18 protein-coding genes are annotated in these 20996 nt (G+C 39.1%); all 18 read left to right on the plus strand.

Annotated features, from left to right (window positions below; translation table 11 throughout):
• The first annotated feature begins 106 nt into the window (after window positions 1–106).
• Window positions 107–1084 (plus strand): beta-ketoacyl-ACP synthase III, encoded by a 978-nt coding sequence (locus Q5O86_RS08410; RefSeq protein ID WP_302626697.1) that lies wholly within the window; start codon window positions 107–109, stop codon window positions 1082–1084.
• A 48-nt stretch (window positions 1085–1132) separates the two neighbouring features.
• On the plus strand, window positions 1133–1360 hold the full coding sequence (locus Q5O86_RS08415) for an acyl carrier protein (protein WP_302626698.1): 228 nt from the start codon (window positions 1133–1135) through the stop codon (window positions 1358–1360).
• 15 nt (window positions 1361–1375) lie between these two features.
• Window positions 1376–2314: an enoyl-[acyl-carrier-protein] reductase FabK gene (fabK, locus tag Q5O86_RS08420; RefSeq protein WP_302626840.1), complete on the plus strand. Its 939-nt coding sequence runs from the start codon at window positions 1376–1378 to the stop codon at window positions 2312–2314.
• A complete protein-coding gene (gene fabD, locus Q5O86_RS08425; protein ID WP_302626699.1) occupies window positions 2307–3227 on the plus strand; it encodes an ACP S-malonyltransferase in 921 nt (306 codons plus the stop codon). The genes fabK and fabD overlap by 8 nt, the downstream gene beginning before the upstream one ends.
• A 14-nt stretch (window positions 3228–3241) precedes the next feature.
• Window positions 3242–3982, plus strand: coding sequence for a 3-oxoacyl-[acyl-carrier-protein] reductase (gene fabG / locus Q5O86_RS08430; protein WP_302626700.1), 741 nt, complete (start codon window positions 3242–3244; stop codon window positions 3980–3982).
• A gap of 8 nt (window positions 3983–3990) precedes the next feature.
• Window positions 3991–5229: a beta-ketoacyl-ACP synthase II gene (fabF, locus tag Q5O86_RS08435; RefSeq protein ID WP_302626701.1), complete on the plus strand. Its 1239-nt coding sequence runs from the start codon at window positions 3991–3993 to the stop codon at window positions 5227–5229.
• 29 nt (window positions 5230–5258) lie between these two features.
• On the plus strand, window positions 5259–5687 hold the full coding sequence (accB, locus tag Q5O86_RS08440; RefSeq protein WP_302626702.1) for an acetyl-CoA carboxylase biotin carboxyl carrier protein: 429 nt from the start codon (window positions 5259–5261) through the stop codon (window positions 5685–5687).
• Between the two features lie 8 nt (window positions 5688–5695).
• Window positions 5696–6118, plus strand: a complete 423-nt coding sequence (fabZ, locus tag Q5O86_RS08445; protein ID WP_368074759.1) for a 3-hydroxyacyl-ACP dehydratase FabZ — start codon at window positions 5696–5698, stop codon at window positions 6116–6118.
• 43 nt (window positions 6119–6161) lie between these two features.
• Entirely contained in the window at window positions 6162–7520 is a 1359-nt protein-coding gene (locus Q5O86_RS08450) for an acetyl-CoA carboxylase biotin carboxylase subunit (protein WP_302626704.1), read from the plus strand.
• Complete coding sequence (locus Q5O86_RS08455; RefSeq protein WP_302626705.1) at window positions 7517–9202, plus strand: acetyl-CoA carboxylase carboxyltransferase subunit alpha; 1686 nt, start codon at window positions 7517–7519, stop codon at window positions 9200–9202. The genes Q5O86_RS08450 and Q5O86_RS08455 overlap by 4 nt, the downstream gene beginning before the upstream one ends.
• On the plus strand, window positions 9202–10263 hold the full coding sequence (locus Q5O86_RS08460; RefSeq protein ID WP_302626706.1) for a nitronate monooxygenase family protein: 1062 nt from the start codon (window positions 9202–9204) through the stop codon (window positions 10261–10263). Before Q5O86_RS08455 ends, Q5O86_RS08460 begins: the two co-directional genes overlap by 1 nt.
• 73 nt (window positions 10264–10336) lie before the next feature.
• On the plus strand, window positions 10337–10903 hold the full coding sequence (locus Q5O86_RS08465; protein ID WP_302626707.1) for a TetR/AcrR family transcriptional regulator: 567 nt from the start codon (window positions 10337–10339) through the stop codon (window positions 10901–10903).
• Between the two features lie 251 nt (window positions 10904–11154).
• Window positions 11155–12888 carry an indolepyruvate ferredoxin oxidoreductase subunit alpha gene (gene iorA, locus Q5O86_RS08470; protein WP_368074764.1) on the plus strand — a complete coding sequence of 578 codons (1734 nt, stop codon included), beginning with the start codon at window positions 11155–11157 and terminating at the stop codon, window positions 12886–12888.
• A gap of 2 nt (window positions 12889–12890) precedes the next feature.
• The gene (locus Q5O86_RS08475; protein ID WP_302626709.1) at window positions 12891–13466 is read left to right on the plus strand and encodes an indolepyruvate oxidoreductase subunit beta; all 576 of its coding nucleotides are present in this window, start codon (window positions 12891–12893) and stop codon (window positions 13464–13466) included.
• A gap of 166 nt (window positions 13467–13632) precedes the next feature.
• Window positions 13633–15015, plus strand: coding sequence for an ATP-binding protein (locus tag Q5O86_RS08480; RefSeq protein WP_302626710.1), 1383 nt, complete (start codon window positions 13633–13635; stop codon window positions 15013–15015).
• A 26-nt stretch (window positions 15016–15041) separates the two neighbouring features.
• A complete protein-coding gene (locus Q5O86_RS08485) occupies window positions 15042–15878 on the plus strand; it encodes an amidohydrolase family protein (RefSeq protein WP_302626711.1) in 837 nt (278 codons plus the stop codon).
• 135 nt (window positions 15879–16013) lie between these two features.
• The gene (locus tag Q5O86_RS08490) at window positions 16014–17648 is read left to right on the plus strand and encodes a class I adenylate-forming enzyme family protein (RefSeq protein ID WP_302626712.1); all 1635 of its coding nucleotides are present in this window, start codon (window positions 16014–16016) and stop codon (window positions 17646–17648) included.
• Between the two features lie 130 nt (window positions 17649–17778).
• A complete protein-coding gene (locus tag Q5O86_RS08495) occupies window positions 17779–20940 on the plus strand; it encodes a M64 family metallopeptidase (RefSeq protein ID WP_302626713.1) in 3162 nt (1053 codons plus the stop codon).
• Window positions 20941–20996: the final 56 nt, after the last annotated feature.

Genomic DNA, 20996 nt, shown 5'->3' on the forward strand with positions numbered 1-20996 from the left:
AGTAGTTCTTACAGCAAAAACATGAAAACAGTTCAGCCGGCGGCAATTTTTACCCCAATCAAATTATATTTGCCGCAAGGCTGAACCGTTAAAAAAGGAGATAAATATGTTTGGTAAAATCATTGGAACAGGTGCATACATTCCTGAACAGGTTATAACAAATGAAGACTTGACACAGTTTGTAGATACAAGTGATGAATGGATTGCTGAGAGAACGGGGGTTAAAAAAAGGCATATAATGGGCGATGAGACTACGGCAGATATGGCGGTGAAGGCGGCAGAAAAAGCTTTAGAAAACTCCGGAATTTCAGCGGCAGAGATTGACATGATTGTGGTATCTTCTGTTTCATCCAACCTGATTCTTCCTAATACAGCGTGTTATGTGCAGGAGCGTATCGGTGCAGAAAATGCTAATTGTTTTGACATAAACACAGCGTGTACAGGATTTATCATGGCATATAATACGGTACAGACGTATATGAGTGCAGGGTTGGTAAATACAGCTTTGATTATCGGTGCAGAAGGGTTATCCCGAATCGTCGATTGGAATGACAGAGGAACATGTATCTTATTTGGAGACGGAGCGGGTGCTGTAATTGTACGGAAAGACGAAAAGGCTGTGTTTGAAACAGTAATGAAATCGGATGGAAGGAAGGGAAGCGCATTAACCTGCCATAATGAATTTGTGAATCGCAAGAGATTGGTCGTAGATAATGAAAATACAAATAGTTTGAATACATATATACAGATGGATGGACAGGAAATTTTTCGATTTGCGGTGAAGCAGGTACCGGAATGTATTAATGAACTGCTGGGTAAATTGAATTGTTCCGTAGATGATATAGATTGGTTTGTACTTCATCAGGCAAATTTAAGGATATTGCAGAGCATTTCTAAGAGATTACGGGTACCAATGGAAAAAGTACCGGTGAATGTATCAGAGTATGGAAATGTGTCGTCGGCATGTATTCCGATTTTGTTAGATGAATTATATCGAAATAAAAAACTTCAAGAGGGAAACAAAATAATCCTTTCAGGTTTTGGCGCGGGTGTAACTTTGGCGGCGACTTATATGGAAGTTTAAAATGTGAATTACCGGTTTTACCGGATAAAAATAAAAAGGAGAATAAAAATGTTTGAGAGAATTAAAGAATTAATCGTAGAAGAATTGGGAGTAGATGAGAGTGCAGTAGTCGAGAATGCTACATTTAATGAAGACTTAGGCGCAGACTCATTGGACTTATTTGAGCTTGTAATGGCTTTTGAGGATGAGTTTGATGTAAAAATACCTGTAGAGGATTTAGAAAAGATTAAGACTGTGGGTGAAGTGGTAACATACATCGAGTCACATAAAGAATAAGGAAAGGTTTTCATGATGAAGACAGAAATAACCGAGTTATTGGAAATAAAGTACCCGATTATTCAGGGAGGAATGGCATGGGTGGCAGATTTTCATCTGGCAGCCGCCGTTTCTAATGCAGGAGGATTAGGAATTATCGGAGCCGGTGGAGCGCCCGCCGAATGGGTGAGAGAGCAGATTCGTGAAGCAAAAAAATTGACAGAGAATCCTTTTGGCGTGAATATTATGTTGATGAATCCGGAAGCGGATGATATTGCAAGAATTATTATTGAGGAAGGTGTAAAAGTAGTTACAACAGGGGCAGGAAATCCGGTAAAATATGTAAAAGACTGGAAAGAGTCGGGAGTGAAAGTGATTCCTGTGGTGGCTAGTTGTGCGCTGGCTAAGATGATGGAGCGATGTGGGGCAGATGCTGTTATTGCTGAGGGGACAGAAGCAGGTGGACATATTGGAGAAATTACTACAATGTCTCTTGTTCCCCAGGTAGTAGATGCCGTCAATATTCCGGTGATAGCAGCAGGAGGAATTGCAGACGGCAGAGGAGTGGCAGCTGCGTTTATGTTGGGTGCAAAAGCTGTGCAGATGGGAACACAGTTCGTTGTCACAAAGGAATGTGCTGTGCACCAAAATTATAAAGAAAAAATTATAAAGGCGAAAGATATTGATTCTAAAGTGACAGGTAGAACTACGGGTCATCCTGTAAGGGTATTGAGAAATAAAATGTCCAACGAATATATTAAAAGAGAGAGCCAGGGGGCGACATTTGAGGAGTTGGAACTTTTGACGCTCGGAGGATTAAAAAAGGCTGTGATAGATGGTGATGTCAGTCAGGGAAGTGTGATGGCGGGTCAGATAGCAGGTCTTATTAAGAAAGAATATAGTTGCAGAGAATTGATTCAAGAGGTAGTTTGTGAGGCAGAAAAGTTGTTGAATGGAGGTCTGATACATGAGTAAAATTGCGTTTGTTTATCCGGGTCAGGGAGTTCAGTCTGCCGGTATGGGAAAAGATTTTTTTGAAAACAGCGCCATCGCGAAAGTGGTATATATAAAGGCCAATGAGGTATTGGATTTTAGTGTTACGGATATTTGCTTTGTAGAAAATTCAAATATAAATAATACGGAATATACACAGGCAGCGCTTGTTACTACTTATCTTGCGATGACAGATGAGATAGTTCACAGGGGGATTTATCCTGATGTGGCGGCAGGACTCAGTCTTGGTGAATATGCAGCAATTGCAGCAGCCGGCGGAATGGCACAGGAGGACGCAATAAAGACGGTCAGACAGAGAGGGATTCTTATGAATCGGGCAGTTCCGGCAGGAGAGGGTACAATGGCAGCAATACTAGGCATGGCGGCAGAGGAAATTGATAATGTAATTGACGGGATAGAAGATGTGTCTGTGGCAAATTATAATTGTCCGGGGCAGATTGTTATTACAGGAAAGAAAAAAGCTGTTTTCAATGCCATGAAGGTGTTGGAAACAGCAGGAGCCAGAAGAACTGTCGAATTAAATGTAAGTGGTCCGTTTCATTCGGAATTGTTAAAAGAGGCAGGAGAACAATTGGGAAAGGTCTTGAGAGATATAGAGTTGCATCCGTTGAGAATCCCATATGTGACAAATGTGACCGGAGAATATGTTACGAATATAAATACCACAAAAGAATTATTGGCAAGGCAGGTGTACTCGCCGGTAAAGTGGGAACAGAGTGTTAGAAAAATGATAGAAAACGGTGTAGATACATTTATAGAAATCGGTCCGGGAAAAACCATTGCCGGATTTTTAAGGAAGATAGATAAAACAGTAAAGTGTATCAATATTAGTAAATTTGAAGATTTAGAAAAATTAAAGGATATTGGGAATTAAAGGCAGAGGTTTGTATGTTAAAAGGAAAAGTGGCAGTTGTTACCGGTGCGTCAAGAGGGATTGGCAGAGCAGTTGCAATCAGGCTCGCATCAATGAATGCGGTAGTTGTCGTGAATTATGCAGGTTCCAAAGATAAGGCTGAGTGTGTTGTAAAAGAAATAGAGGATATGGGAGGAAGTGCAGTGGCGTTGCAGTGCGACATATCCAACTTTCATCAGTGTAAAGAGTTTATTGACAATATACATAAGCGTTTTGAACGAATTGATATTTTAGTAAATAATGCGGGAATTACGAGAGATGGTTTGGCAATGGCGATGAAAGAGGAAGATTTTGATGATGTAATCTCGACAAATCTGAAAGGGACGTTTAATTGTATTCGATTTGTGTCCAGAATAATGATGCGTCAAAGATATGGGAAAATAATTAATATGTCTTCTGTTTCAGGAGTCGCAGGAAATGCGGGTCAGGTTAATTATTCGGCGGCAAAAGCCGGTGTGATAGGTATCACAAAATCTATGGCAAGGGAACTGGCTGCCAGAAATATTACTGTAAATGCCATTGCTCCGGGATTTATCGAGACAGATATGACAAGCGGGCTACCGGATAAGGTCAGAGAACAGGCAATATCGCAGATACCGCTTGGAAGGTTTGGAAAACCGGAAGAAGTGGCAGAACTTACTGCTTTTTTGGCAGGTGACAACAGTAGCTATATAACAGGACAGGTATTCCATTTGGATGGTGGAATGGTAATGTGAGGTGTCAGATGAAAAGAGTTGTAGTAACCGGAATGGGTGCAATTACACCGATAGGAAATAGTGTAGAAGAATTTTGGGAAGGTATCAGAGATAACAAAGTTGGAATTGATGAGATTACAAAATTCGATACGACAGATTACGCAGTGAAATTAGCAGCGGAAGTAAAGGGGTTCAACCCAAAAGAAAAAATGCATTTTAAGCTGGCTAAGCGGATGTCGTCATTTTCTCAGTATGCTGTGTGTGCAGCGAAAGAAGCAATGGAGCATGCAGGGATAGATATGGCAATAGAGAATCCATATCGTGTGGGAGTCAGTGTAGGTTCCGGTATTGGTGGAATGAAAGATATGGAAGAAGAACATAAAAAGCTTCTGGAAAAAGGCAATGACAGGGTAAAACCTTTGCTGGTGCCTATGATGATTACGAATATGGCAGCAGGGAATGTAGCGATTGCTCTCGGTGCAAAGGGAAAATGTATTAATGTGGTGACTGCCTGTGCAACCGGAACGCATTCTATCGGCGAGGCATATCGTTCCATACAGTGTGGCGAAGCGGATGTCATGGTTGCCGGAGGTACGGAGAGCGCTATTACTCCTTTAGGACTGGCAGGCTTTACAAATTTAACCGCATTGACGAAAACAACAGACAAATATAAGGCATCGATTCCGTTCGATAAAGATAGAAGCGGTTTTGTTATGGGAGAAGGTGCAGGAATTGTTGTATTAGAGGAATTAGAACATGCCAAAGATAGAGGGGCAAAAATATTAGCTGAAGTGGTAGGGTATGGAGCCACATGTGACGCATATCATGTTACTTCTCCGGCAGAGGATGGAAGCGGAGCCGCAAAGGCTATGGAGTTTGCCATCAGTGAAGCGGGAATGAAACCGGAAGATGTTGATTATATTAATGCACACGGTACGAGTACCCATCACAATGATTTATTTGAGACAAGGGCAATTAAGCTTGCGTTAGGAGAAGCCGCGAAGAATGTCAAAATAAATTCTACAAAATCAATGATAGGCCACCTTTTGGGTGCGGCAGGTGGTGTAGAGTTTATCACATGCATAATGAGCATTCAGGAGGGATATATTCACCCTACTGTTGGATTACAAAATCCTGATGAGGAGTGTGACCTTGATTATGTCTTAGGTGAGGGTGTTCATAAGGACATCAATTTTGCATTGTCTAATTCTCTGGGTTTTGGTGGACATAATGCCACATTGGCAGTAAAGAAATATATCGGGAATTAAATTTAGTCAGAAAAGAAAGGACTAATTGTATGAATATAAATGACATGAAAGAATTGATTACCGCAATTTCAAAATCTGAGATATGTGATTTTAAATATGAAGAAAACGGTGTAAAGTTATCTCTTTCAAAGGGAACCAAAGGTGTTGTCAGGGAATATTCAGAGAGAAAAACAACGGACAGTGACAGTATCGTGGATACTTCTTTGGCATGTACAGAGGAAAAGAAAAAAGCAGTCAGGTCCCCACTGGTAGGAACTGTTTATATGGCGCCCTCAGAAGACGAGGAGGCATATGTATCCATTGGAGATTATGTCAAAAAAGGTCAGGTTCTGGCAATTGTGGAAGCAATGAAGCTTATGAATGAAATCGAGTCTGAATACGAAGGTGTTGTGAAAGAAATCTGTGTTACAAACGGACAGCCGGTAGAGTTTGGTCAGAAACTGTTTGTCATTGAGTAGAGGTGAGTATGTTAGATATAGAACAAATTAAAGAAATAATTCCACACAGACATCCTTTCCTGTTAATTGATTATATTGAAGATTTTGAGCCGGGGAAATATGCGGTGGGATATAAATGTGTGACATATAGAGAGGATTTTTTTGCGGGACATTTTCCGGGCATGCCTGTGATGCCGGGGGTTTTAACGATAGAGGCATTGGCACAGGTCGGTGCAGTGGCTATATTGAGTCAGGAGGAGAACAGAGGAAAGACAGCCCTTTTTGGAGGAATTAATAAGTGTCGTTTTAAGGGAAAAGTAACTCCCGGCGATAAATTAAAGTTGGAAACAGAGATTATCCGTCAGAAAGGACCGATAGGAATTGGAAAGGCGGTAGCCAGTGTGGACGGAAAGGTCGTGGCATCAGCTGAACTGACATTTATGGTAGATTGAGCAAATAAAAATATTCCGTTATGGATTGGTAGAGGTGATTTGTGTGATACAAAAAATGTTAATTGCAAATAGAGGAGAAATAGCTGTAAGAATCATAAGGGTCTGTAGGGAAATGGGAATACAGACGGTTGCAGTATATTCTGTTGTGGATAAAGAGGCACTACATACACAGCTGGCAGATGAGGCAATTTGTATAGGTGAGACAAAGTCTAGCGAGAGTTATCTCAATATGGAAAGTATCATCAGTGCAGCAATAACTTCCGGAGCAGATGCAATACATCCCGGATTTGGTTTTCTGTCTGAAAATCCTACGTTTGCAAAATTGTGTGAGAAATGCAAAATTACTTATATTGGACCGAAATCTTGTGTGATAGAAAAAATGGGAAATAAGGTTGCGGCGAGAAATACTATGATAAATGCGGGAATACCGGTGATTCCCGGTAATAACGATGGAATAAAGGATTACAGGACAGGAAATAAGATTGCGGAAGAAGTAGGATACCCGATTATGATAAAAGCTGCATCCGGCGGTGGTGGCAAGGGTATGAGAGTTGCCTACAAAGAATCGGAATTTGATAATGCATTTCAAGCAGCGCAAAAGGAAAGCGAGATGGCATTTGGAGATGATACCATGTATATCGAGCATTTTGTTGAACATCCAAGACATATTGAATTTCAAATCCTGGCAGACAGGTATGGCAATGTCGTGCATTTAGGAGAGAGAGACTGCTCTCTGCAAAGAAATCACCAGAAGATTATTGAGGAGGCGCCGTCCAGCGCACTGTCAGATGAATTGCGCAAGGAGATGGGGGAAATGGCAGTAAGAGCAGCCAAGGCGGCAGGGTATGAAAATGTCGGTACCATTGAGTTTTTGCTGGATAAAAGTGGAAAGTATTATTTTATGGAAATGAATACAAGAATCCAGGTTGAACATCCGATTACCGAAAATATTACCGGAATTGACATTGTAAAAGAGCAGATAAAAATTGCAGAAGGAAAGAGACTTCCTTTTGAGCAGAAGGATATAGAGATAAAAGGACATTCAATAGAATGCAGGATTAATGCAGAGAATCCCGATAAAGGTTTTCGGCCATGTCCGGGAAAGATTACGGAGATGCATTTTCCGGGGGGTAATGGAGTGAGAGTAGATTCTGCTATCTTTTCAGGATATGAGGTAACACCTTATTATGATTCGATGCTGGCAAAGCTCATTGTGTATGCAGACAATAGAAATGAGGCAATTCGTAAGATGCGCAGTGCACTTGGTGAAGTGGTCATTGAGGGCATTGATACAAACGTCGATTATGAATATGAAATTATTAATAATAGTGACTATATTTCAGGAAATTTTGATGTAGATTTTATTGATAAATTTAATAGAAGCAGGAGAGCTTTAAGTTGAAATTAAAAAAGAGAATCAAAAAACAGAAAAGTGAATATGTAAAAATAAAAATTCCAAAGCCGGACGTGCCAAAAGGATTATTTAGAAAATGCAGAAAATGTGGTGCGATGGTTCTTTCGGAAGAAGTAAAGGAAAAAGGATATATCTGCCCGAAATGTGGCGGATATTTTAGAATACATGCAAAAAGAAGAATCCAGATGATTGCCGATAAGGGGAGTTTTGAGGCATGGTTTGAGGGAATAAAAATCAGTAATCCGTTGGGGGATGAGGATTATGTGACAAAGCTGGCAGAGATAAAAGAAAAAACAAAATTAGATGAGGCAGTTATTACCGGAAAGATTCTGATAGATGGCAATCCTGCAGCGATTGCTGTTATGGATGGAAGATTTTTGATGGCGAGCATGGGAAGGATTGTCGGAGAAAAAATTACGGGGACAGTCGAGAGGGCAACAAGAGAAAATCTCCCGATGATTATTTTTTCCTGTTCCGGAGGAGCGAGAATGCAGGAGGGTATTGTTTCTCTTATGCAGATGGCAAAGACATCGGCAGCTTTGAAGCGGCACAGTGACAGTGGGAATTTATACATATCTGTATTGACAGACCCAACAACAGGGGGAGTTACAGCTAGTTTTGCTATGCTCGGAGACATTATAATCGCAGAACCGGATGCGTTGATTGGCTTTGCAGGTCCCAGAGTAATAGAGCAGACAATCGGTCAAAAACTGCCAAAGGGATTCCAGAAATCAGAGTTTCTTTTACAGCATGGTTTTCTCGATGCAATTGTGGAAAGAAATGAGATGAAAAGTCAGTTGAGTAAGATAATATCTATGCATTATTATGGTGAATGCAAGTGTAGTGATAGTGTAGCAAAACAGGAAGATATCTATATAAAGCACAGTAATCTTTCGCCTTGGGAAAAAGTTCTTATTTCAAGGGATAATAAAAGACCGTCCGGTGAGGATTATATAAATAAGTTATTTCAGGGATTTATAGAATTTCATGGTGACAGATATTATGGTGATGATGGTGCTGTCATGGGCGGAATTGCGTTGTTTAGAGGAGTGCCGGTGACTGTAATTGCACAGGTGAAAGGGCATAGCACTAAGGAGAATATAAATAGAAATTTTGGAATGCCGTCTCCCGAAGGATATAGAAAAGCGCTGCGGCTGATGAAACAGGCAGAGAAGTTTCATCGTCCAATTATCTGTTTTGTAGATACACCGGGAGCTTTTTGCGGACTGGAGGCAGAGGAGAGAGGACAGGGTGAGGCAATTGCAAGAAATCTTTTTGAAATGTCGAATATTGCAAGTCCAATCTTATCTGTTTTTATTGGTGAAGGCGGAAGCGGAGGCGCTTTGGCTCTGGCGGTTGCAGACGAAGTGTGGATGTTGGAAAACTCCGTTTACTCTGTTTTATCTCCGGAGGGGTATGCAAGTATTTTATGGAAGAATGGAAAAATGGCAGATAAAGCAGCCGAGACGATGAAGATGACAGCAGATGATTTGAGACAGTTAAATGTGATAGAGAAGGTTTTTAATGAACCGGAAAACTATTCTGTAGAAAATATGGGAGATGTAATCGAACAGTTAGATAGAGCAATTGGTATTTTTCTCGAAAAGAAGATGAAATTGACAGACAGAGAGATGATAGAGAGCAGATATCAGAGATTTAGGAGAATGTAATGGATGTTAAGCCTTTAATAATAGGAGATTTAAAAGCAAATATTCCGTTAGTGCAGGGAGGAATGGGAGTAGGAATTTCTCTTGCAAATTTAGCGGGAGCGGTGGCAAATGCAGGTGGAGTAGGAATTATTTCTACAGCACAAATCGGTTTCAGAGAAAAAGATTTTGAACAAAACCCATTAAAAGCCAATCTGAGAGCTATAAAAAATGAATTTGATAAGGCAAGAAGTATTTCTCCGAGTGGAATTATAGGTTTTAATATTATGTCTGCACTTAAAAACTATAAAGAGCAGGTTTTTGCAGCAGTAAAAGCCGGAGCAGATATTATTGTCTCAGGAGCGGGGCTCCCGGTTGAGCTTCCGGAAATGACCAGAGGTTCCAATACAAAGATTGCACCAATTGTGTCGAGCAGAAAATCAGCGGAGGTCATATTAAAGTATTGGGATACAAGATATAAAGTGACGGCAGACCTTGTAGTGATAGAGGGACCACAGGCAGGTGGGCATCTGGGTTTTCGCAAAAAAGAAATTGAAAATTTTAATCAGGAAAGTTATGATAATGAGATTATTCAGATGAAAGAAGTCGTTGAAGCATATCAAAAAAAATATTCCAAAAAGATACCAATTGTGTTAGCGGGAGGAATTATTTCCAGTGAAGATACCAGACATGCATTTTCACTGGGAATGGATGGAATACAGGTAGGTTCGGCGTTGGTGACAACAAATGAATGTGATGCGGATATAAAATATAAAGAAGCATATCTGAAGGCAGAAGAGGATGATATCATTATCGTAAAGAGTCCTGTGGGAATGCCCGGAAGAGCAATTCGAAATAAATTTATGAGTGAGGTAATTCAGGGAAAGGCATTCCCGCCGGGTAAGTGTCTGCAATGCCTGAAAAAATGTAATCCAGCGGAAATACCGTACTGTATTACGGAGAGATTGATTAAGGCTGCAAAGGGCGATGTTGAGAATGCTCTAATTTTTTGTGGGGCGAAAAGTTATGCGCAGAAAAAAATAACAACAGTCAATGAGGTGATTCAGAAATTGTTTCAGGGATAATGTACATTTGGGGTAAAAAAAGGTATAATTGTTCCGGTATAAAGAAATAAAGTAGCAGGCAGAGGAAATTAAATTGGAAAACCAGGAAAAGGTAGATAGAAGAATCAGAAGGACTAAAAAAGTATTGACAGATGCTTTGATTGAATTATTAAGAAATAAAAATATTGAGAGTGTTACGGTCAGTGAATTGGCAAAGAAGGCAGATATTACCAGAACGACTTTTTATCAGTATTACCGTGACCCGGTAGAAATGTTGGAAAAACTTCAACATGATATTGCTGTTGATTTGCAAAAAATAGTGGAGGAAACAGAAGGCGGAGATGCCAAAGGCTTCTTTTCTCTTTTATTCCAATATTTTTATAGTGATAAAATCAGGGCGGATATTTTATCTTTTAGTATTAACAATAAAACAGGTTATGAAAAGATGGGATATTATATACATAATAAATATATGCTTCGTTGGAAGGATAGATTGTTGGATAAGACATTAAAGCAATATGAGTATTATCGATATTATATTGTTTTTGGGTGTATTGCAGTAGTGGAAAACTGGGTAGAGCATGGCATGATGGAAACTCCGGAGGAAATGACGGAGATTGCAGTGAGTCTTTTGCCGAGAGAGAAAATGTATTTGAAGTAATAGTTTTCGATAATAGAAAATTATTAATGATACAGAAAAAGGAGATACTTCGCAAAGAAGTTGTCAGCCTTTTTTAACAAGTTTATCTTTTGTTGACTAAAAACATACAATAATTTATAATACTTTTTATGACTATAAAGTGCTAATTTTCGATAAAATTTGAACTTCAAAATAATAATATTAATGTATAAAATATAAGAATTAGTGATTTAAATATTCATGAGAGGTAGGAAATAAAATTGAGTAAACAGATGATTATGTTAGGCAATGAAGCAATTGCCAGAGGTGCTTATGAGGCAGGGGTTAAGGTAACATCTGCATACCCGGGAACACCGAGTACGGAAGTAAGCGAAAACATGGTGAAATACGAGGGAGTTTATGCGGAATGGGCGCCAAATGAGAAGGTCGCAGCAGAGGTGGCAATTGGTGCATCAATGGCAGGAAGCCGTTCTATGTGTATGATGAAGATGGTAGGATTGAATGTGGCTGCCGACCCTCTTTATTCCGGAGCATATATTGGAGTAAATGGCGGTATGGTAGTGGTTGTGGCAGATGACCCGGGTATTTACAGTTCACAGAATGAGCAGGATACCAGAATGGTAGGTCGGGCGGCAATGATTCCGGTAATTGAGCCATCAGACAGTGAAGAGGCAAGAGTTTTTACAAAGAGAGCTTTTGAGTTATCAGAGGAGTATGACACACCGGTAATTCTCAGAACAACTACAAGACTTGCTCATTCACAGGGAATCGTAAATCTTGAGGATAGAATAGAAGTAGATGATAAGCCTTATGAGAGAAATATTACTAAAAATGTTATGATGCCGGTGAATGCCATTAAGGCTCATGTGAAAGTGGAAGCGCGTATGAACAGAATGGCAGAGGATGCGTGCAGTTTAGATATTAATAAGGTGGAATATAATGATACAAGTATTGGTATTATTACAAGCGGTATTCCATATCAGTATGTCAAGGAAGCTTTACCGAATGCTTCTGTTTTAAAGCTTGGTTTGGTACATCCTCTGGCAAAAGGGTTGATTAAGGAGTTTGCATCAAAGGTTGACAGACTTATTATTATAGAAGAGCTGGAACCGGTGATTGAAGAACAGGTCAGAGCAATGGGAATCCGGTGTGAAGGAAAGAATTTGTTTACGATTCAGGGTGAATACAGTGCAAACATGCTGAGAGAAAAACTGCTGGGTGAAACAATTGAACTGAGTACACCGGCACAGGCGCCGGCAAGACCGCCGATTTTATGTCCGGGATGTCCACATAGAAGTACATACTCAGTATTAAAAAAATTAAGGATTCATGCTGCTGGAGATATCGGATGTTATACGCTTGGAGCAGTGAATCCTCTCGGTGTAGTAGACACTACACTTTGTATGGGTTCCAGTATTTCTACGCTGCATGGTATGGAAAAGGCAAAAGGCAAAGATTATATTAAAAACTGGGTGGCAGTGATTGGTGATAGTACATTCCTTCATACAGGTGTAAATTCATTGATGAATATGGTTTACAATAAATCCACCGGTACGGTGATTATTCTTGATAATTCTACTACGGGAATGACAGGACATCAGGACCATCCGGCAACCGGAAAAACATTGTCCGGAGAGGCTGCATACCAGATAGACTTGGTAGATTTGTGCAAGGCTCTGGGCGTAAAACATGTAGAAGTTGTTGACGCTTTTGATGTTGAAAAATTGACAAAGGTAGTTAAAGAGGAAGTTGCCAGAGATGAGGTTTCTGTTATTATTTCCCAGTCACCGTGTGCACTCTTAAAATCATTTGTTCCGAAAGGAAAATGTTATACGATTCCTGAAAAGTGTGTGAAGTGTGGACAGTGTTTGGTACCGGGATGTCCTGCAATGACAAAGAATGCAGACGGAACGGTAAGCATTGATGAAGCAATGTGCAATGGGTGCGGACTTTGTATGAGTAATTGTAAGTTTCGTGCAATCGAATTAAAGAGAAAAGGAGAATAATCATGGCAGAGACAAAGAATATTATGATAGTAGGTGTTGGCGGTCAGGGTACTCTCCTTACAAGTAGGATATTAGGTGGTATTACAGTAGCAGCAGGCTATGATGTAAAGTTATCAGAGGTACATGGTATGGCACAGCGTGGCGGTAGTGTTGTTACTTATGTGAGATATGGAGAAAGAGTTTCAGAGCCGATTGTAGAGGAAGGTCAGGCAGATGTATTAATTGCATTTGAAAGGCTTGAGGCATTAAGATATGCACACTTTCTAAAGAACGATGGCGTCATTATTGTAAATGACCAGAGAATTGACCCGATGCCGGTTGTGACAGGTGTGGCAGAATATCCAAAGAATATTATTCAGGAGCTTTCAGAGAAGTATAGAGTGATATCTGTTGATGCGCAGGCAGAAGCTTTGGCTATGGGAAATTCGAGAGTATTTAATGTGATTATTCTTGGTATTGCAGCAAAGCATATGGATTTTCCAAAGGAACAGTGGATAGAGGTAATTAAGAATACGGTTCCTCCAAAGACGATTGATATTAACGTGGCAGCTTTTGAGCGTGGTTTTGAAATCGCATAAAATAGTGAGAGGGTGCCTTTGAGGCATCTGACAATGAAAACGAGTAGGATATGGTCCTGCTCGTTTTTGATAGAAATAAAACTTGATAAAACTGAAAAAGTAAGTTATAATTTACTAAAACGTGATTTAGTAAATTATAACTTACTTTATGCTTGGAAGGATAAATATGTTTATTGGTAGAAAAAAAGAGCTTGATACTATGGAAAAATGTTATCGACAGGATAAGTTCGAATGTGTTGTCATATATGGCAGAAGAAGAGTAGGAAAGACAACATTAATAAATGAGTTTGTGAAAGATAAGAAAACAATATTTTTTACCGGATTAGATACAAATTCACAACAAAATTTAGAGCAATTTAGTAAAAGCATTTTAGAAATGAAAGGAATATCAGCCAACACAGTTTTTAGCACCTGGGAGGATGCGCTGGAACAGATATATGAGATGGCAAAAAAGGAAAGAATTGTTTTAGTTATGGATGAGTATCCTTATTTAGCGAATGGGTATCCTGTAATTTCATCGATTTTATCAAAGTGGATTGACCGAAAATTCTTAGATACAAAATTATATATGATACTGTGTGGTTCCTCATTGTCTTTTATGGAGGAGCAGGTGTTAGGATACCAGAGTCCGCTCTATGGAAGAAGAACCACACAGATTAAAATTTTTCCGTTCTCCTTTGAAGAGTGCAAAGAGTATTATAACAATTTTAGTAAAACAGATTTAGCGATAGCATATGGAATTACAGGAGGTATCCCTCTTTATATGTCCAAATTAGATGATGGATGTACAATTGGTGAAAATATAATTGATAACTTTTTCAATACATCATCGTATTTATTTGAGGAACCTGAAAAATTATTACAGCAGGAGTGCAGAGAGCCGAGACAGTACAATGCAATTATTACGGCAATAGCAAATGGGGCATCAAAATTAAGTGAGATTACCTCAAAAGCTGGATTTAAGGATACCGCAACAACCAGTGTATATATGAAAAAACTGTTGTCACTTGGGCTAATTAAAAAAGAGATGCCATATGGAGAAAAAGGAACAAAAAGAGTTATTTATAGAATAAGCGACAGTATGTTTCAGTTTTGGTATCGCTTTGTGCCAACGAACTTTTCACTGATACAGCAAGGAGCAGGGGAGCTTGTTTATTTAAAGAATAAACAACAGATAAGTACCTATATGGGATTTGTTTTTGAGGATATATGCAGGCAATATTTGTGGAAAGAAAATCTTTCAGGCAGACTTCCGATTCAGTTTCAAAATATTGGGCGCTGGTGGGGAAATAATCCAAAGACAAAGACGCAAGAGGAAATTGATTTGGTAGCCGACGATGGTGATGGAAATGCAATTTTGGCTGAGTGTAAATGGAGAAATGAAGACATTGATGAGGACGAAATATATGCGCTGGCAGACCAGGCAAATATCTTTCATTATAAGCAATGTTATTTTATTCTTTTTTCAAAGACAGGATTTACAGAGCGTTGTTATAAATTGGCAAAGGAAATGGGAAATGTTTTGTTGATTCAATATGAAAATATGTAAAATAAAGGATAGGTTAGGAAATAGAAATGATAATAGATATTCATACACATACTTTTCCGGATAAGATTGCAGATAGTGCGATAGCTCATATGGAAAAGGATATTGTTAAGGGACAGGGATTTGAGGTGAAATGTGCAAGGATTCCGACATTGGAAGGGTTGTCCGATAGCACAAAGAAGGCAGGAATAGATTTGTCAGTGGTATGTCCGGTGGCAACAAATACAAGACAGCCTGAGAAAATTAACCGATTATCAGCAGAGCTGAATGAGAGTATGGACGAGACAAAAGTTTTTCATTTTGGAGCGGTTCATCCGGATTGTGAAAATTATAAAGAAATTATTGATGATATTGTGGCGATGGAATTAAAAGGAATTAAGTTGCATCCGGATTATCAGAATACTTTTTTTGATGATGAGAAATATATCAGGATAGTAGATTATGCGGCCAATAAAGGTCTGGGAATTATTGTGCATGCAGGAGAGGATGTGGGACTTCCTGACACAATACATTGCACGCCGGATATGGTGCTGAATTTATGGAAACATATTCAGCCTGATAAATTGATTTTAGCTCATATGGGCGGTTGGAGATTATGGGATGAAGTGGAAGAAAAAATTATAGGACTTCCGGTATATTTGGATACAGCGGTCGTGCTGAATAGACTGTTTCCTGTAAAATTAGAAAATGAGCAGTTTCAGAGAATGGTTAAAAATCATGGCGCTGATAAGATATTATATGGGACAGACAGTCCATGGTATAATCAAATGCAGGCATTGGAGGATTTTGAAAACTCAGGGCTGTCAAAAGACAATAAAGAATTAATTTTGGGGGAAAATGCCAATAAGTTATTTCATTTTATATAAACGATATTTCATTGTTTTGTTTTTCCTTAAAATGATTGAGGAAAACCTCTACAGCCTTATTGACTTCTTTATACATATTTTTTATAATATTTTATAACTTTAAAGTGAAAAAGCATTAGGAAGAAGGGTAAAAAGATGCCGATTACAGAAATATTAGAAAAAAACGCAAGAGAGTTTGCTACAGATATAGCATTGGTTGAAATAAATCCGGATATACAGGAAAAAAGACGTGTTACATGGCGGGAATTTGAATTGATTCAGCCGGATATGAGACAGCAGTATAGACGTGAAATTACATGGAATGTATTTAATGAAAAAGCAAACAGAGTTGCAAACCTGCTTTTAAGCAGAGGCATACAAAAAGGCGATAAAGTTGCAATTTTAATGATGAATTGTTTGGAGTGGCTTCCGATTTATTTTGGAATATTAAAGACAGGAGCGTTGGCAGTGCCGATGAATTTCCGCTTTGATGAACAGGAAATTAAATATTGTCTTGAACTTTCAGAGACGGATGTGCTATTTTTCGGACCTGAATTTATAGGCCGTATCGAAGAAATTGTTGATGAGATAGATGAAAAGAGAATTTTGTTTTATGTAGGTGGTGATTGTCCTACATTTGCGGAGAATTACGACAATTTGGTATCAAACTGTTCTTCTGTGTCGCCGGATATTAAACTGACAGACGAGGATGATGCGGCAATTTATTTTTCATCCGGAACTACAGGTTTTCCGAAAGCCATTTTACATAATCATGAAAGTTTAATGCATGCGGCAAAAGTAGAACAAAATCATCACGGTCAGACTAAGGATGACGTCTTTCTTTGTATTCCTCCACTCTACCACACAGGTGCAAAAATGCATTGGTTTGGCAGTTTTTTAACAGGTGGAAAAGCAGTTCTTTTAAAGGGAGTGACACCGAAGACGATTATGGAGACGGTGTCCAATGAACATTGCAGTATCGTGTGGCTGTTAGTCCCATGGGCTCAGGATATTTTGCTTGCGCTCGACAGAGGTGAGATAAAATTGGAGGATTATGAACTTGACCAGTGGAGATTGATGCATATAGGTGCGCAGCCTGTTCCACAGAGTTTGATTAAGAGATGGAAAGAATATTTTCCACATCATCAGTATGACACAAACTATGGTTTAAGCGAATCAATTGGACCGGGTTGTGTACATTTGGGTGTGGATAATATACATAAAGTAGGAGCAATCGGTATTCCGGGATTTGGCTGGGAGACAAAGATTGTTGCTCCGAATGGTGAAGAAGTACCACAGGGTGACGTAGGTGAATTGATTGTCAAGGGACCGGGTGTTATGACGTGTTATTATAATGACGAGCAGGCTACAGCCGAGAGCCTTAAGGATGGATGGCTTTACACAGGTGATATGGCAGAGATGGACGAAGACGGTTTTATCTATCTTGTAGATAGAAAGAAAGATGTTATTATCAGCGGAGGTGAAAATATATATCCGGTACAGATTGAAAATTTCTTAAGCAAACATCCAAAAATTAAAGATGTTGCGGTAATTGGTCTGGCGGATGAGAGGCTGGGAGAGATTTCTGCCGCTATCATTGAATTAAATCCTGATACAGAATGTAGTGACGAGGAAATTAATGATTTCTGTAAGGAATTGCCGAGATATAAGAGACCAAGAAAAATTATTTTTGCTGAGGTTCCAAGAAATGCAACAGGAAAAATCGAGAAACCAAAACTCAGAGAGATTTATCATAGTAAAAATTTGGTAGATGCACAGAATAGAGGATAAAGATTTAGTTGACTATATTTTGAAAGTATTATAGACTATTATTATGGAGAAAAGCATATTTCCCAGGAGGGAGGTGTGCTTTTTTTACCCAAAAATATCAATCATGAATCAATGAAAAGGGAGGTAGAAGATGATAGGTATGAGAAAATGGAGCAGGGCAGCCATGGCAGTGGTATTGTCTGTTGCATTAATGGGGGGGTATATCCCAAAAGGAGAAATTCATACATATGGAAGTGAGACGAAGGAGAAACAGGTAGTTTATCGTGAGCTTCCGGAAGAAGAGACTACGATGATAGAAGTATTTAATAAAAATGGTTCTATGAAAAAGGTCTCTATGGATGTAGATGAATATGAGAAGGCACACAATGATGCGCCGGATATGGAACTGAAGTCCGATATTAAGGCAGAAGATAATCTGCCAAAAGGTGTCAGTGGTGTTTCTCCGGCACCTAGTGCAGGCGCTTATAACTTTGCGTATAAAGATTTGGTGAATAATGGTTCGGATGGGGATAATTATTGTATCTTAATTGCCGGCGATGGATATACCGCAAATGAGCAGGATAAATTTCTTCAGATTGCACAGAACATTGCCAACTATTTTATGTCAAGGTCACCATTTAATGAGTCGGGCATAAAAAATAAAATAAACATTAGGGCAGTATGTGTTACATCAAATGAGTCCGGTGTTTCGTTGGACCCGACGAAGCCTTTTGATACTTTTTTTGCAACAACATTTAACAATAACGGTATTGAGAGACTTATCTGGGCACATAACAGCAAGAGTGTGTGGGAAATTGTAAATCAGTATATGCCGGATTGTCAGGTTCCTATTATCGTAGGTAATAGCACGAAATATGGCGGAGCAGGTGGAAGTTACTGTACTATTTCTGCAAACGAGAGTTCATCGGATATTGCTTTTCACGAATTTGGTCACACCGGCGGCTCGCTTGCAGATGAATACTGGGAGTCGACAACAGACTCAACCAACAGAAGAGAAGCACCGAACAGGACATCGGTCAGTGACCCTACAAAATGTAAATGGTCAGATTTAGTGGGTGTAAATGGTGTAGGACTTTACGAGTTTGATGAGGCAGCAGGATGGTACAGACCACATCAGAGCTGTGAGATGAGATATTTGAACAGAGAATTTTGTGAAGTATGTAAAAGACAGATTCGATATAAAATTAAATCTGTAATAGAGAATGCTGTATCTGATAATGAGGTTATTTATAATGCAGACCAATTAAAAAGTTATTGTTCCAGAGTAGCAGCAGGTGCAAGTACAACCGGTAAGACTGTAACGCTGGCAAATGATATTACCCTTTCGGGAACAGATAATATTTCCGTTATGAAAAAGTTTAATGGTACATTTAATGGAAATGGACATATCATTCGTGGGATTCACATAAATTCTTCAGAGGGAACAACAGGTCTTATTGGGGAACTCGGAAGTAGTGCCAGTGTTTTAAATCTTGCAATAGAATCAGCTAATATCACGGGAGACGGATATTATGTCGGTGGAATCGTAGGAAATAATAAAGGGACTATCTATGGATGTTCTTTTAATGGACAGGTACAGGGAAAAAGCGGAACAGGTGGTATTGCAGGAAATAATTCGGGAACGATACATGATTGTTATAATTTAGGTACAGTACATTCTACTGCTCAGGTATCCGGAGGTATCATCGGATGGATGGAAGGCGGAACAATGTATAACTGCTTTAACTATGGAAAGATAACGGTAGGAAATTCATGGTATGGCGGTGTATGTGGTTACAATCCGGGTGGTACTGTATCAAGTTGTTATTTCTTAGAAGGAACAGCAGGAGAAGGTGTTGCAGGACAGGGAAGCACTACAGCAGTAAAGAAAACTGCCGCAGAATTTTTGAATGGTTCCGTGACATCGTCACTCAATGCAGTAAATGCTATATGGAAGCAGGGAGCATCTTATCCTGTATTTACATACACCAGTATACCGATTCAACAGGAAACAACAACGGCGAAAACATACAATGGCTTTGCAACGATTGAAGCTGAGGATTACTCTTATATGTCGGGAGGTGTAATTGACAATAACAGCTCTGCCAGTGGTGGCCATAATATTGGTGGTGTTGTGAATGGGGTATATACAAGATATGATAATGTATCATTCTCGGAAAATGCATCTTCTATTAAACTTTATTATTCCAGTAAGTCAGGGCAGGCACAGGGAAATGCAGAGATTTATGTGGATAATTTTGACAATAAAGTCGGAACAGTTACACTGCCAAATACCGGTTCAAACTGGTCAGATTATAGTATGATAACAGGAAAACTGGAGAAACAAATTAGCCGTGGAACACATACAGTTTACATAAAATTTGTGACAACAGGTAGTGCGGGTTATGTAGCGAATGTAGATTACTTTACATTTATAAAGGCATCTGAAGAGACAACTGTGCAGCCGGATGGACCGATAGAAGTATTCGGACTTATGTTAACAAGTGAAAGAAATAATATGATTAGTGTTGTGTGGGGACAGAATGAAGAACAGATTGCAAAAGGTCAGAAATATAATGTATATGTGGATGGCAGTAAGAAATTAGAGCAGGTTGGATGCGGACAGTATGATATAGAAGGAATTACAAGTGGAACTCATACAGTTAAGGTCACAGCAGTATTAGATGGAAAAGAAACGGCAGGAATATCGGGAGAAATTGTTGTGAATGGTTCTACCCAGATAGAGACTACCACACAGGCGCCGACAGAGGAGACAACAACGGAGTATACTATAAATGATGGCATTGAGGTAAATGGTTGTCAGATTAGTACAGTATCACAGGGTGTAAGGACGATATATTCTGTGGAAAGCAAAATAAAAGGAAAAGAAGTTGTGGAATCCGGATTGGTTTATTCTATCGCTGATTATGTGGGAGAGAATGAATTGTATGTGGGAAGTGAAAGCGTTTATGTTCAGAATTTCAGAAGCACACAGAACGGATTGTGTGGAACAAACTTCTCGGGTTCTAAGACAGCTTCGAGTTATGCAATGACAGTTCAGTTTTATTCTAAGACTGCAAAAGAATATAATGCAAACTGGAGAGTGAAAGCATATGCAAAACTTTCAGATGGAAGCTATGTATACACGAAAGCTGTGGACTATTCGATATTTAATATTGCGGATACATTATATCAAAATAGCAGGATGGGTACGGAAGCCGCACATAATTACTTATATGATAACATCTTAAAGATAGTAAACAGTAATTATTTGAAAAAAGATTTTAATCATAATAATTCATTAGTAAAATAAATTGTTATAAATGAATATTTGACAATATAACGTAATATCTGTAATATATAGGTACA

The organism is uncultured Eubacterium sp., assembly GCF_937958975.1.
GTDB lineage: Bacteria > Bacillota > Clostridia > Lachnospirales > Lachnospiraceae > Eubacterium_G.